This window comes from Mesorhizobium sp. ESP-6-4 (assembly GCF_020164735.1).
In the GTDB taxonomy this organism is placed as follows: domain Bacteria; phylum Pseudomonadota; class Alphaproteobacteria; order Rhizobiales; family Rhizobiaceae; genus Mesorhizobium.
Map to the genome: position 1 here is coordinate 152,071 of NZ_JAIUGS010000005.1, position 13,257 is coordinate 165,327.

Here is a 13,257-nt window from a genome sequence, read left to right on the forward strand (position 1 = left end):
GCACGGACCGGCGCCGAAAGGAACGAAAGTGTCTGGTTTCGCGTCGCTTCGCCTGGCCTTCAGTGCAGCCATTCTTGGCGCCCTGCTTTGCGCGCCGCAGGCATTCGCGCAAAGCGCGGCCGCGCCGGCGCAAACCATAACGCTTGGCCCGAGCGGGCTGCCGCTGCCGCGTTTCGTCAGCCTCAAGCCGGCCCGGGTCAACTCGCGCGTCGGCCCCGGCGCCAATTATTCCGTCAACTGGATGTATCTGAAGGCCGGCCTGCCGATGGAAGTCATCCAGGAATTCGACACATGGCGCCGCGTGCGCGATGCCGACGGCTCGGAAGGCTGGATCAACCAGTCGCTGCTCTCCGGCCGCCGCACCGCGATCGTTGCGCCCTGGCAGCGCGGCAAGGGCGGGCGAATCAACCTTCTCGACGAGCCCGACAAGGATGCGGGTGTCATCGCCATCATCGAGCCGGGCGTGATCGGCTCGATCAAGAAATGCGACGGTCAATGGTGCGAGATGACCTTCGACGGCCATACCGGCTGGATGGCGCAGTCGCAGGTGTGGGGCGCCTATCCCGGCGAGAAGGTCAAGAACTAGGCTGTGTCGATATTCAGGTGAGGCCGGTCTGCGAATGCCGGCTTTCTGCGCTTCCGGTGCTCACGTACTTTAAGTACGCTCCGCTCCGGTTCTCGAAAACCGCCATTCTCGACTTGGCCTGACCTGAATCTCAACACAGCCTAACTGGACACACCGTCCTGCTGGCGGCCGATGCGGCCGAGATGCGTATCCTGAAAACCGGTGGGCAGCTTGAGCCCGTAGCCGAGGGCACGGTCGATGGCGATGTGCGCGATCCAGATGAGCGCCACGGCGGTCGTGATCGGGCCGGCGAGCAACGCGCCCGCAAGCAGAAGCACGAGCGGGGCAATCAGGATATGCAAGGCGTTGTAGGTGACGGCGCCGACGCTTGGCCCGGCGAGATAGCCCAGCATCGACAGGTCCGGCGCAAGGATGAGCAGCGCAAACAGCCACCAGGAAAAACCGGAGATCGCATAGCAAACGATAGCCAACGCGGCGACGGTGGCCCATTCAAACCGGACAATCAAATCGACGGGCCGCACGGGGTCAGTTGCCGCGCTTCGGGCGAAGCCTCACGACGATGTCCACATTGGCGATCTCCATGCCTTCCGGAGGCGCCGGCAGGTTGGAGACGGTCACCGGTCCGCTCTCGATGTCGAAAATCCGATTCTCGCCTTCGATGTAGAAGTGGTGGTGATCGGAGGTGTTGGTGTCGAAATAGGTTTTCGAGCCTTCGACCGCGAGGATGCGCAGCAGGCCGGCCTGGGTGAACTGGTGGAGCGCGTTGTAGACCGTCGCAAGCGAGACCGGCACGCCGGCGGCGATCGCCTCTTCGTGCAGTTCCTCGGCCGAAAGGTGGCGGTCGCCCTTGGCGAAAAGCAGATCGGCCAGCGCAATGCGCTGACGCGTCGGCCTCAGGCCGGCTTCGCGAACCCGCTTGTCCACAGCGACATTTTCCTTCCGGTAGCCCGAATCCATCTCTTCGCGTCGAAGCTTTGCTGCCCAGCCCATCAACAGGTCCAGAATGGCAAAAGACGTCAAAAGCCAAAACCGGACATCAGCCGACATATATTCTGTAGTCCGAATGCGATCAATAGCGCGCATTGACCCGGGCAGGCGCACGGGTTAAGCGCAAACGCCGGTTTCCGGCCGCAAACAGAGTGTGTTAGGAAACCAACGAGAAGGGCGCCCTGCCGCCCGCGAAGGAACACGGGGACAGAAATTTGATGGCGGATCAAAAGTCCAGCTACGATTATGAGGAACTGCTTGCCTGCGCCCGCGGCGAGCTGTTCGGTCCGGGCAATGCCCAGCTGCCCTACCCGCCGATGCTGATGTTCGACCGCATAACCGAGATCAGCGAGACCGGCGGTGCTTTCGACAAGGGCTTCATCCGCGCCGAGTTCGACATCAAGCCGGACCTGTGGTTCTTCGCCTGCCACTTCATCGGCAACCCGATCATGCCGGGCTGCCTCGGCCTCGACGCCATGTGGCAGTTGACCGGCTTCTATCTCGGCTGGCTGGGCGAACCGGGCAAGGGCATGGCGCTTTCGACCGGCGAGGTGAAGTTCAAGGGCATGGTGACGCCGTCGGTGAAGAAGGTCGAATATGGCATCGACTTCAAGCGCGTGATGCGCGGCCGCCTGGTGCTCGGCATCGCCGATGGGTGGCTCAAGGCGGATGGCGAACCCATATACGCGGCTACGGATCTGAAGGTCGGCCTGTCCAAGCAGCCGGCCGCCTGACCGTTTTCCGCCACGGCGCCCGCGTAGCCAACGGATGCCATGTCAGTTTGTTTGCGTATGATCAAGGGCGAAGCCGGTTAGGTCTTTCGCCCGAATACGCGGGAAGGAGTTGCGAATGAGACGGGTCGTAGTGACAGGGCTCGGCATTGTGTCGTCGATCGGCAACAATGCCAATGAGGTGCAGAGCTCGCTTTACGATGCCAAATCAGGCATCAGCTTTTCCAATTCCTTCGCCGAACACGGCTTCCGCTGCCAGGTCTGGGGCGCGCCGACGCTAGATCCCACCCCGATGATCGACCGCCGCGCCATGCGCTTCCTGAGCCAAGGCGCTGCCTGGAACCACGTCGCCATGGACCAGGCGATCGCCGATGCCGGCTTAAGCGAAGGCGATATCACCAATGAGCGGACCGGCATCGTGATGGGTTCCGGCGGGCCTTCGACCCGCACCATCGTCGAAGCGGCCGAAACCACGATCAAGAACAACAGCCCCAAGCGTATCGGCCCGTTCGCCGTGCCGAAAGCCATGTCGTCGACGGCGTCGGCCACCTTGGCCACATGGTTCAAGATCCACGGCGTCAATTATTCGATCTCGTCGGCCTGCTCGACCTCCGCGCATTGCATAGGCAATGCCTATGAGCTCATCCAGTGGGGCAAGCAGGACGTGATGTTTGCCGGCGGCCACGAGGATCTCGACTGGACCATGTCTGACCTGTTCGACGCTATGGGCGCCATGTCATCGAAGTTCAACGACAACGCATCGGCCGCTTCGCGCGCCTATGACGTCAACCGCGACGGTTTCGTCATCGCCGGCGGCGCCGGCGTGCTGGTGCTGGAGGAACTGGAGCACGCCAAGGCGCGCGGCGCCAAAATCTACGCCGAGGTCGTCGGCTACGGCGCGACTTCCGACGGCTACGACATGGTCGCACCTTCGGGGGAAGGCGCGATCCGCTGCATGCGTCAGGCGCTTGCCACGGTGTCTTCGCCGGTCGACTACATCAACACCCACGGCACCTCGACGCCGGTCGGCGATTCCAAGGAAATGGGCGCCATCCGCGAGGTGTTCGGCGACAAGATGCCTTACATCACCTCGACCAAATCGCTCACCGGCCATTCGCTGGGCGCAGCCGGCGTGCAGGAATCGATCTATTCGATCCTGATGATGCAGGGCGGTTTCATCGGCGAGAGCGCCCATATCGAGGAGCTCGATCCGGAATTCGAGGGCATGCCGATCGTGCGCAAGCGTATCGACGACGCCAGGATCGACACCGTCCTGTCCAACTCCTTCGGTTTCGGCGGCACCAACGCAACGCTGATTTTCCAGCGCTATTCCGCATAAGACCAGCGTTTTTCATAAGGATTGCCAGGCATGGAAGGGTTGATGAAGGGCAAGCGCGGGCTTGTCATGGGTGTTGCCAACGACCATTCGATTGCCTGGGGCATCGCCAAGAAGCTGTCGGAACACGGGGCCGAGCTCGCTTTCACCTATCAGGGCGACGCCTTCGGGCGGCGGGTCAAGCCGCTGGCCGAGAAAGTGGGAGCCTCGCTGATCGTGCCTTGCGATGTCGAGGACAGCGCCTCGGTCAGCGCGACCTTCGAGACCCTCGACAAGGCCTGGGGCGGGCTGGATTTCGTGGTGCACGCCATCGGCTTTTCCGACAAGAACGAGCTGAAGGGCCTTTATGCCGACACCAGCCGCGACAACTTCGTGCGCACCATGGTGATCTCCTGCTATTCCTTCACCGAGATCGCCCGCAACGCCGCCGCGTTGATGGGCAATGGCGGCTCGATGATCACGCTCACCTATGCCGGCTCGGTCAGGGTGATGCCGAACTACAACGTCATGGGCGTCGCCAAGGCCGGGCTGGAAGCGAGCGTGCGCTACCTGGCCAACGACTACGGCCCGCGCGGCATCAGGGTGAACGGCATCTCGGCCGGGCCGGTGCGGACGCTGGCCGGCTCCGGCGTGTCCGATGCCCGCCACATGTTCTCCTACCAGCAGCGCAACTCGCCTTTGCGGCGCACCGTGACCATCGACGAAGTCGGCGGCTCGGCGCTTTACCTGCTTTCCGATCTGTCGTCGGGCGTCACCGGTGAAATCCACTATGTCGATTCCGGCTATCATATCGTTTCGATGCCGGCACTGGAGGAATTGAAGCAGAACGACGGCACGCGGGAATAGTTCACGGCGGCGACAGTTGCGCTCCAGTAAAATTGGATGCATCGGCGGAAACTCATTTTAAGGAGATATCCGCTATAAGGCCCCGTAATCTGGGGACAATGCATGCCTGCAGTCAGCAATCCCAAACGGACTCCGCTGTTCCGGCTGATCACCATCGCCAGCTCGGGCATGGGCAGTTTCATCCTTGGACTGTGGGGCCTGAGGTTCGGCTTCGGCGACGGCATGGCCGGCATGCCGGCCGAAACGATGGCGGGCGTCATTGCCGCTCTCTGCGCCCTTGCCGCCGGCGGAGCAGCACTCTCGTTCTTTGCCGGGGTCGACGAATCGGCGGCCTATGTCTTCAAGGAAACCCATTTCGACAAGCTGACCGGCCTTTTGTCGCGCCAGGCCATGGTCGGCAAGATAGCCGAGGCCGCCTCTGGGACGATCCGAACCGGCGAGCCGGTATTCCTGATCGACATCGATATCGACCGCTTCAAGCAGATCAACGACGCCATCGGCTACAGCCAGGGAGACGAACTGATCTGCGCCTTCACCAGCAGGCTGACGGAGAATATGCCGGAGGATGCGGTGATCGGCCGTATCGGCGCCGGCGAATTTGCGGTGCTTTTGCCGGACCGCCAGATCAGGGGCTCGATCGAGCGGCTGATCGAGAAGCTCATCAACGAGATGATGGAGCCCTATCAGCTGCAGACGCATCTGCAGTCGGTCAGCCTGTCGGTCGGCATCGTGGCGATGCCGAAGGACGGCGTCGACCCGGTCCTGGTCCTGCGCCGCTCGAACCTGGCGCTGCAGAACGCGCGCGCCAGCGGCATCGGCAACTGGTCTGTCTTCAACGCCGACATGGGCCGCGTTGCGGACTATCGGCAATGGATCGAGTCGGAGCTGAAGACCGCTTTCGACCGCGGCGACTTCAGTCTTCACTACCAGCCGCAGCTCGACCTGCCGAGCGGCCGCATCGTCGGTTATGAGGCGCTGATCCGCTGGAAGCACCCGGAGCGCGGCATGATCCCGCCGATGGAATTCATTCCGATCGCCGAGGAAACCGGCATGATCAATCCGATCGGCGAGTGGGTGCTGCGCAAGGCTTGCAGCGACGCCCGGTACCTGCCGGAGGAATGCTTCGTCGCCGTCAACATCTCGCCTGTCCAGTTCATGACCAGGGATTTCGTCGGCATCGTGCGGGAGGTGATGGAATCGACCGGCATCAAGCCCTCGCGGCTGGAACTCGAGGTCACCGAGACGGCGATGATGCAGGACCGCGACCGCGCCGCAGCCATCCTGGAACAGCTTGCCGAGATGGGTATCTCTGTGGCCGTCGACGATTTCGGCACAGGCTATTCCAATTTGAGCTACCTGATCGATTTCTCCTTCGGCAAGCTGAAGATCGACCGTTCCTTCGTCAGCCGCATCGACACCGATTCCAGCTCCGGCGCGATCGTGTCGACCATTGTCGGCCTGTCGCGGGCGCTGGGCGTGGGCATCATCGCCGAAGGCGTCGAGACCGAGAACCAGGCCACCCTGCTCCGAGCGGCCGGCTGCGAGGTTGTGCAGGGCTATCTGTTCGGCCGGCCGGCGCCGCTCAAGGTCGAGCTTGGCGAAGCGCGGTCCGCCTTCGGCACGCACGAGCCGGCCCGCATCGTCAGCCTGCAGTAAAGCGCCTCACTTTTTCCTGAGAGGCCTATGCAATTAACTCCCAAAGATATCCCCGGCATCATCGCCGGCGCGATTGTCGTCTGCATTTTTATCTATGTTAAGGTGATCGACCCAACAGTACCTCGTCGGATCATCAGCTACGCCTTCGGCCCGGAGTGGGAATGCCTATCGCCCACAAGAAACAACCCCATTTGCTTCAAGCCCTCCCATCCAAGAAACGATGGCTCAATTTCAAACTGACCCAACACCGAATTGCTCTCTTGCCTCGCGCAATTCCGGATGGAAAACCGCTTCACACTTTCCCTGGAATTGCTTCAGCGGCGCGCCGAAAACACCTTGAACATGCCGTCGCGGGCGATCTCGGCATGGCTGGCGAAGGCCGCCGAGAGCGCCTGTTCGTAAGGAAGCTGGCGGTTGGCGACCATGAACAGGCGGCCGCCCGGCTTCAACGCCTTCGACGCGGCGCGGATCATGCCGGCACCGATTTCCGGCTCGGACGCGCGGCCGCGGTGAAAGGGTGGGTTCATGACGATCGCGTCGTAGCGCCGTTCGACCGCCTCGGCTAGCAGATCGGTCCAGAAGAAACGCGGCTCGATGGCGCCGCCGTGGACGTTCAACCTGGCTGCTTCCAGGGCCTCAAAATCCGCTTCGTAGAGATCGAGTGCGGTGAGGCCTTGTGAGCGCTGCAGGACTTCCGCCGCCAGATAACCCCAGCCGGCGCAGAAATCAGCGACATTGCCTTTGAGATCGTCAGGCAGGTTCGCGGCCAGCAGTTTCGAACCGGCATCGATCCGATCGAAGGAGAACATGCCAGGCCTGGTCTTGAACCCGCCTTCGATGATCAAATCGGGGTTGCCGGCGCGCAGCGTCGCGGCCGTCTCCGCGCCGGCTCGCTTGAACCAGAAGGCAACGCCGTGATGCTTCGGCAAATGGCCTTCGAGCGGCACCAGGGCGTTGATCCGTTTGCGCAGGCTGTCGATGCCGTCCTCCTTGCCGCCGGCAACAACAACCAGCCCGCCCGGCTGGACGCGCTCTATCGCCTCGGCGACACGCTGCTCGTTCTGGCCGCGATGGCGGCCCGCAAGCATCAACGCCAGGTCGAAGCCGGTATCCTCAGCGCGCGGCGTGACCGCGTAGCCAGACGCCTGCAGCGTCCGAAAATGTGGCCGAAAGCCTTGCACGAGATGCAGCGCCGCCTCGAAGCCGGCGGGCAAGCGGAAGCCGGGCTCGGCGCCGAGAAACAGGACACGGGCATCCTTTCGCGGCAAAGGCAGCGCCTCGGCCGCGAACGGGTAGAACAGCGTCTTCAGCGGCTCCGCGGCCATTCACCTGCTCCGTAGGACGCAATTCCGGACGAAAACGGTTGCCGCTATCCTGGAACTGCCCTGAAACAAAACGGGCGCGACCTCGCGGCGCGCCCGTCTAAATTATCCGGTCAAACCGATCAGGCGGCGTCTTCCTCGCCGTCCGACTTCTTCTTGTCCTGGACGATTTCCTTGCCGGTCGCCTGGTCGACGACCTTCATCGACAGGCGCACCTTGCCGCGCTCGTCGAAGCCCATCAACTTGACCCAAACCTTGTCGCCTTCCTTGACGACGTCCGAGGTCTTGGCGACGCGCTCATTGGCGAGCTGCGAGATATGGACGAGACCGTCGCGCGGGCCGAAGAAATTGACGAACGCGCCGAAGTCGGCCGTCTTGACGACGGTGCCTTCATAGATCTCGCCGACTTCCGGCTCGGCGACGATGGTGTGGATCCACTTCTTCGCCGCCTCGATCTCCTTGGCGTTCGCCGAAGCGATCTTGACCGTGCCGTCGTCCTCGATGTTGATCTTGGCGCCGGTCTTCTCGACGATCTCGCGGATCACCTTGCCGCCGGAACCGATGACGTCGCGGATCTTGTCGGTCGGGATATGCATGACCTCGATGCGCGGCGCGAATTCGCCGAGCTCGGCGCGGGCGCCGGACAGCGCATGCGCCATCTCGCCGAGAATATGCAGGCGGCCGTCCTTGGCCTGGGCAAGCGCGATGCCCATGATCTCCTCGGTGATGCCATCGATCTTGATGTCCATCTGCAGCGAGGTGACGCCGTTGGCGGTGCCGGCGACCTTGAAGTCCATGTCGCCGAGGTGGTCCTCGTCACCGAGGATGTCGGAGAGCACCGCGAAGCGCTCGCCTTCCTTGATCAGACCCATGGCGATGCCGGCGACCGGCTTTGCCAGCGGCACGCCGGCATCCATCAGCGCCAGCGAGGTGCCGCAGACGGTCGCCATCGAGGACGAGCCGTTGGACTCGGTGATCTCCGAAACGACGCGCAGCGTGTAGGGGAACTGGTCCGCGCTCGGCAGCATCGGGCGGATGGCGCGCCAGGCGAGCTTGCCGTGGCCGATTTCGCGGCGGCCCGGCGAACCCATGCGGCCCGTCTCGCCGACGGAATAGGGCGGGAAGTTGTAGTGAAGGAGGAACTTCTCCTTGTACATGCCGGTCAGCGAATCGACATACTGCTCGTCCTCGCCGGTGCCGAGCGTGGCAACGACCAGCGCCTGGGTTTCGCCGCGTGTGAACAGCGCCGAACCATGGGTGCGCGCCAGGACGCCGACTTCGGAGACGATCTTGCGGACCGTCTTCAGGTCGCGGCCGTCAATGCGCGAGCCGGTGTCGAGGATGTTCCAGCGCACGACCTTGGCCTGGAGTTCTTTGAACACCGAGCCGATCTGCTCGGAGGTGTATTTGGCCTCTTCGCCTTCGGCCGGCGCAAACGCGGCCTTGACCTTCGACTTGACGGCGTCGACGGCGGCATAGCGCTTCTGCTTGTCGGTGATCTTGTAGGCCTCGCGAAGCTCGTCGCCGACGATCTTCAGCATCTCGGCTTCAAGCGCTGAGTAATCCGGCGCGGTGAAGTCGCGCGGCTCCTTGGCGGCGACCTCGGCCAGCTTGATGATCGCGTCGATCACAGGCTGGAAGCTCTTGTGGCCGAACACGACGGCACCGAGCATCAGTTCCTCGGAGAGTTCCTTGGCCTCGGATTCGACCATAAGCACGGCGTCGCCGGTGCCGGCGACGACGAGGTCGAGCTTGGATTCCTGCATTTCGTCGATATGCGGGTTGAGCACATACTCGCCGTTGATGTAGCCGACGCGGGCGCCGCCGATCGGGCCCATGAAGGGCACGCCGGAAAGCGTGAGCGCAGCGGAGGTGGCCACGATCGACAGGATATCCGGATCGTTCTCGAGGTCATGCTGGACGACGGTGACGACGATCTGGGTGTCGTTCTTGTAGCCGTCGGCGAAAAGCGGGCGGATCGGGCGGTCGATCAGGCGGGAAACCAGCGTTTCCTTTTCGCTCGGGCGGCCTTCACGCTTGAAGTAGCCGCCCGGGATCTTGCCGGCGGCGTAGGTCTTTTCCTGGTAGTTGACGGTAAGCGGGAAGAAATCGAGGCCGGGCTTCGGCTCCTTCATCGAAACGACGGTGGCGAGAACGACGGTCTCGCCATAGGTGGCGAGCACCGCGCCGTCAGCCTGGCGCGCGATCTTGCCGGTTTCCAGGATGAGCGGACGGCCGCCCCATTCGATTTCCACTTTGTGTTGATTGAACATGTCTTGTCCTTCATATGCGGAAAGGGCCGCGCCGTCCTAGCGGTCACGGGTTCTCCCTTTCCTGGCTTCCTTCGGGCAGCCACGGGCAAGACAACGGGAGGCTCGTATGTCCGGCTCATAAGCCGAGCGAGCATCCTGCAATCCTGCCCCATGACCGTCCATGGGGCGGTTCCGAATGGCCCTCTGCGCGTCCGGAACCGTGTTTGGCCGACCGATCGGCCGGCTTTTTGCGCATGACGCCGGAAACCGCTGTTTCCGGAACGCGCCCTGCGCGAATGCGAATTTCTAGAGCGCGCCGCGCTCCGGCATTATCGCACCGGATCGACCGATGCGCCAATGCGCGACCGGCGGGCCCTCCGAGGAAGACCCGCCGGTCAATTCGTCAGCGACGCAGACCGAGCTTGTCGATCAGCGTCTGATAGCGCCCGTCATCCTTGCGCTTGAGGTAGTCAAGCAGGCTGCGGCGCTGGGAGACCAGAGCAAGCAGGCCACGGCGGGAATGGTTATCCTTCTTGTGGTCCTTGAAGTGCTCGGTCAGGTTCTTGATGCGCTCGGAAAGAATGGCAACCTGGACTTCCGGGGATCCGGTGTCGCCCTTGGCGGTTGCGAATTCGGTCATCAATTCCTTCTTGCGGTCGGCAGTAATCGACATCGTGCTTTTCCTTATCTGTTGGAGGAAACGGGACGCCCACAGCCGGGATGTCGTCCAGCAGGGGCCAGTGCAAGCGACGCGTCAGGGCGCGAAGCTGCGGCGCATATAGTCCAATTCCGGAATAAACACCAGCCCAAATGTCAAGCCGGCTTGTCGCAGGTCTTGCCACGAAAACAAAGGGTTCAGCGGCTATAGCCACTTCTTCCATTTGAAGAAGAAGATCAGTCCGGCGGCGACAAGCGCCATGAACAGAATTGCCACCGGATAACCGTAATAGGCTTTCAGTTCCGGCATGTTCCAGGGCGAGCTTTGCGGATCGAAATTCATCCCCCAGACGCCGACCAGGAAGGTCAGCGGCATGAAGATCACCGAGACGATCGTCAAATAGGAAATGACGTCATTGGTGCGGGCCTGGGTCAGCGAGACATGCATCTCGATCAGGCCGGTGAGCATGTCGCGCTGGTTCTCGACCAGCTCGATCAGACGCAGCGAATGGTCGAGCGTGTCGTTGAAGAAGATCTTGGTCTCCGCCTTTACGAAGGCCACGTCGTTGCGGATAAGCGTGGCCAACGCGTCGCGCATCGGCCACAGCACGCCTTTGAGCACGTTGGCGTCGCGCCGCAATTCATGCAGCTGCCGCATCTGGTGCTTGTGCGGCTTATTCAGCATCTCGTCCTCGATGCCGTCGACCAATTCGCTCGCCGCCTCGATCGGTGGGAAATAGCTGTCGACGATTGCATCGATCAGCGCATAGGCAAGATAGTCGGCCCCGCGCGAGCGCAGGCGGTTGGGCATCGCGGCCGCAATGCGCTTGCGCACCGGATCGAACGGATCGCCTTCGCGCTCCTGGAACGTGACGACGAAATTGCCGCCGAAGAACAACGCGATCTGCTCGTAGCGATGCGAGGTGACATCGTCGATCATGCGCATGACGACGAAGGCATGATCCTCGAAGAAATCCACCTTGGGCCGCTGTCCGGTGTTGACGACGTCCTCCAGCGCCAGCGGATGCAGGCTGAAGATGCGGCCGATCTCCTCGATCAGCGGGATATTGGCAAGCCCGGTGCAATCCAGCCAGACGACAGGCCATTTCTCGCAATGCGCGTTGAGATCGTCGATCGAGGCATTGTCGATTGTTTTGTATTTCTCGGGCGAGATCAGCGTCAGCCGGAGCTCGCTGCGCCGCGCCGCCGGATCGGCGATAAGCGTGCCTGGCGACGCCCCGACCGGCGGCCGGCGGGTTTTCAGCGGTTCCCGCTTCTTGCCTACATCGGCCTTGGCCATGAGATATCCTCGGGATTCAGCATTCGGCCTAGATTAGAGCAATTCCAGCAAAAGTGCGCAGCGGTTTCCCGTCCGGAATTGCGTAAATACAAATACTTAGACCGGATTACCCGACAAAGACCCGCTTGGGCTTGAACATGCCCTGCTCGATGGCGCCGATGGCGACGAGCTTGCCGCGCGCGGTTGCGCAGGCCTCCTCGGCCTCGACCGGGGCATCGCGGCCGCGAATGATGACGGGATTGCCGAGGCGGATCTTGGTCGCCGCGTCGTCGCTGACCGCGACCTGCGGCAGGCAGTCGAGCGCCGCCGCTGTTTCGACAAGCAGCGCATCGATGGCGCTGAAATCGACCGGGGCGTCCATTTCATCGGATTTGTCGTCATCCTTTTCGCCAAAGCGAGCCGCTTCCAGCTCGGCGACAGTGACGAAATCCTCCGGCGTGAACGGCTCGACCTCGACGCGGCGCAATTCGGCGATGTGGCCGAAGCAGCCGAGATCGCGGCCCAGGTCGCGGGCCAGCGAGCGCACATAGGTGCCCTTGCCGCATTCGACCTCGAAGACGGTCTTGTCGGTGCCATGCTCGACAATATCCAAACGGCCGATTTCAATTTCCCGCGCGGGTATCTCGACCGTCTCGCCTTCACGGGCAAGGTCATAGGCGCGTTCGCCGGCGATCTTGATGGCCGAGAATTGCGGCGGCGTCTGCATGATGACGCCGGTGTATTTCGGCAGCAGCGCCCTCACCTCCGCCTCGTCCGGCCGACGGTCGGAATTGCTGGTCACCGGGCCTTCGAGGTCGTCGGTCGAGCGCTCTTCGCCCCAGGCGACGGTGAAGCGGTAGACTTTGGCGCCGTCCTGCACATAGGGAACGGTCTTGGTCGCCTCGCCGAGCGCGATCGGCAACATGCCGGAAGCCAGCGGATCGAGCGTGCCGGCATGGCCGGCCTTCTCAGCCTGAAAGAGCCATTTGATCTTGGAAACCGCCTCGGTCGAGCCCATGCCGACCGGCTTGTCCAGCACCACCCAACCGGAGACCGGCCGCCCCTTCTTCTTACCGCGACGCGCCACCTATTCCTCGTCCTTGTCGTTGTTCTTTCCGTCACCGAGATCGCGCGCGACTTCCGGCGATTTCAGCAGTTCATTGATCTTCGCGAAATTGTCGAAGGAAGTGTCGAGCCTAAAGCGAAACTCCGGCATGTACTTCATCTGCCTGAGCGCGCCGGAGACGCGGCCGCGGATGAATTTCGCGTGCCTGTTGAGCGCCTCGATCACGGCGCCGTCGTCCCCTGCGCCAAGCGGCGAGACGAAGGCGGTGGCGATCTTGAGATCGGGCGACATGCGCACCTCGGACACCGAGACGACGCTGTTCTCGATCACCGGATCGATGATCTCGCCGCGCTGCAAGGTTTCGGACAGGGCGTGACGCACCTGCTCGCCGACGCGCAGCATGCGCTGGGAGGGGCCTGACGGTGTCGAACGGGGCATTTTCTCTGGTCCTGAAATCGTGAAGCGCGGGATGGGACCGCGCCACATGTCTCGACATGCATGAGGGATCTGGGCGGCAGCCTTTCGGCCGCCGCCCTTTA

Annotated in this window: 13 protein-coding genes; 5 read left to right on the forward strand and 8 right to left on the reverse strand. The window is 62.6% G+C overall.

Annotated elements, in window-relative coordinates; genetic code table 11:
* The first annotated feature begins 28 nt into the window (after positions 1-28).
* Positions 29-586 carry an SH3 domain-containing protein gene (locus tag LB523_RS12555; protein ID WP_095765950.1) on the forward strand — a complete coding sequence of 186 codons (558 nt, stop codon included), beginning with the start codon at positions 29-31 and terminating at the stop codon, positions 584-586.
* Positions 587-726: 140 nt separating this feature from the next.
* Here LB523_RS12555 and LB523_RS12560 read toward each other — a convergent pair whose 3' ends face one another.
* Entirely contained in the window at positions 727-1,107 is a 381-nt protein-coding gene (locus LB523_RS12560) for a DUF4260 domain-containing protein (protein ID WP_224603051.1), read from the reverse strand.
* A gap of 4 nt (positions 1,108-1,111) precedes the next feature.
* Positions 1,112-1,543: an iron response transcriptional regulator IrrA gene (gene irrA / locus LB523_RS12565; RefSeq protein WP_224603211.1), complete on the reverse strand. Its 432-nt coding sequence runs from the start codon at positions 1,541-1,543 to the stop codon at positions 1,112-1,114.
* 248 nt (positions 1,544-1,791) lie between these two features.
* Between irrA and fabA the strand changes: the two genes are divergently transcribed.
* The 4 genes from fabA to LB523_RS12585 all read left to right on the forward strand — a co-directional run bounded on the left by fabA (position 1,792) and on the right by LB523_RS12585 (position 6,142).
* The gene (gene fabA / locus LB523_RS12570; protein WP_140845655.1) at positions 1,792-2,307 is read left to right on the forward strand and encodes a 3-hydroxyacyl-[acyl-carrier-protein] dehydratase FabA; all 516 of its coding nucleotides are present in this window, start codon (positions 1,792-1,794) and stop codon (positions 2,305-2,307) included.
* Between the two features lie 115 nt (positions 2,308-2,422).
* On the forward strand, positions 2,423-3,643 hold the full coding sequence (fabB, locus tag LB523_RS12575; RefSeq protein WP_095765953.1) for a beta-ketoacyl-ACP synthase I: 1,221 nt from the start codon (positions 2,423-2,425) through the stop codon (positions 3,641-3,643).
* Between the two features lie 30 nt (positions 3,644-3,673).
* Positions 3,674-4,486, forward strand: coding sequence for an enoyl-ACP reductase FabI (fabI, locus tag LB523_RS12580; protein WP_224548708.1), 813 nt, complete (start codon positions 3,674-3,676; stop codon positions 4,484-4,486).
* Between the two features lie 102 nt (positions 4,487-4,588).
* Positions 4,589-6,142, forward strand: a complete 1,554-nt coding sequence (locus tag LB523_RS12585) for a putative bifunctional diguanylate cyclase/phosphodiesterase (RefSeq protein WP_140845654.1) — start codon at positions 4,589-4,591, stop codon at positions 6,140-6,142.
* Between the two features lie 314 nt (positions 6,143-6,456).
* Here LB523_RS12585 and LB523_RS12590 read toward each other — a convergent pair whose 3' ends face one another.
* From LB523_RS12590 to rbfA, 6 genes are all read right to left on the reverse strand, one after another.
* The gene (locus LB523_RS12590; protein ID WP_224603053.1) at positions 6,457-7,467 is read right to left on the reverse strand and encodes a class I SAM-dependent methyltransferase; all 1,011 of its coding nucleotides are present in this window, start codon (positions 7,465-7,467) and stop codon (positions 6,457-6,459) included.
* Positions 7,468-7,586: 119 nt separating this feature from the next.
* Positions 7,587-9,737: a polyribonucleotide nucleotidyltransferase gene (gene pnp, locus LB523_RS12595; protein WP_095765957.1), complete on the reverse strand. Its 2,151-nt coding sequence runs from the start codon at positions 9,735-9,737 to the stop codon at positions 7,587-7,589.
* 382 nt (positions 9,738-10,119) lie between these two features.
* On the reverse strand, positions 10,120-10,389 hold the full coding sequence (rpsO, locus tag LB523_RS12600) for a 30S ribosomal protein S15 (RefSeq protein ID WP_095765958.1): 270 nt from the start codon (positions 10,387-10,389) through the stop codon (positions 10,120-10,122).
* A 189-nt stretch (positions 10,390-10,578) separates the two neighbouring features.
* On the reverse strand, positions 10,579-11,673 hold the full coding sequence (gene corA / locus LB523_RS12605) for a magnesium/cobalt transporter CorA (RefSeq protein ID WP_224603055.1): 1,095 nt from the start codon (positions 11,671-11,673) through the stop codon (positions 10,579-10,581).
* Between the two features lie 106 nt (positions 11,674-11,779).
* On the reverse strand, positions 11,780-12,739 hold the full coding sequence (gene truB / locus LB523_RS12610; protein ID WP_224603057.1) for a tRNA pseudouridine(55) synthase TruB: 960 nt from the start codon (positions 12,737-12,739) through the stop codon (positions 11,780-11,782).
* A complete protein-coding gene (rbfA, locus tag LB523_RS12615) occupies positions 12,740-13,156 on the reverse strand; it encodes a 30S ribosome-binding factor RbfA (RefSeq protein WP_095765961.1) in 417 nt (138 codons plus the stop codon).
* Positions 13,157-13,257 lie beyond the last annotated feature (101 nt).

What these genes read in the sequence shown, in the direction of transcription:
- irrA (WP_224603211.1), bottom strand. Translation starts at nt 1,543, where the DNA reads ATGGATTCGGGCTACCGGAAGGAAAATGTCGCTGTGGACAAGCGGGTT.
- fabA (WP_140845655.1), top strand. Translation starts at nt 1,792, where the DNA reads ATGGCGGATCAAAAGTCCAGCTACGATTATGAGGAACTGCTTGCCTGC.
- fabB (WP_095765953.1), top strand. Translation starts at nt 2,423, where the DNA reads ATGAGACGGGTCGTAGTGACAGGGCTCGGCATTGTGTCGTCGATCGGC.
- fabI (WP_224548708.1), top strand. Translation starts at nt 3,674, where the DNA reads ATGGAAGGGTTGATGAAGGGCAAGCGCGGGCTTGTCATGGGTGTTGCC.
- LB523_RS12585 (WP_140845654.1), top strand. Translation starts at nt 4,589, where the DNA reads ATGCCTGCAGTCAGCAATCCCAAACGGACTCCGCTGTTCCGGCTGATC.
- LB523_RS12590 (WP_224603053.1), bottom strand. Translation starts at nt 7,467, where the DNA reads ATGGCCGCGGAGCCGCTGAAGACGCTGTTCTACCCGTTCGCGGCCGAG.
- pnp (WP_095765957.1), bottom strand. Translation starts at nt 9,737, where the DNA reads ATGTTCAATCAACACAAAGTGGAAATCGAATGGGGCGGCCGTCCGCTC.
- rpsO (WP_095765958.1), bottom strand. Translation starts at nt 10,389, where the DNA reads ATGTCGATTACTGCCGACCGCAAGAAGGAATTGATGACCGAATTCGCA.
- corA (WP_224603055.1), bottom strand. Translation starts at nt 11,673, where the DNA reads ATGGCCAAGGCCGATGTAGGCAAGAAGCGGGAACCGCTGAAAACCCGC.
- rbfA (WP_095765961.1), bottom strand. Translation starts at nt 13,156, where the DNA reads ATGCCCCGTTCGACACCGTCAGGCCCCTCCCAGCGCATGCTGCGCGTC.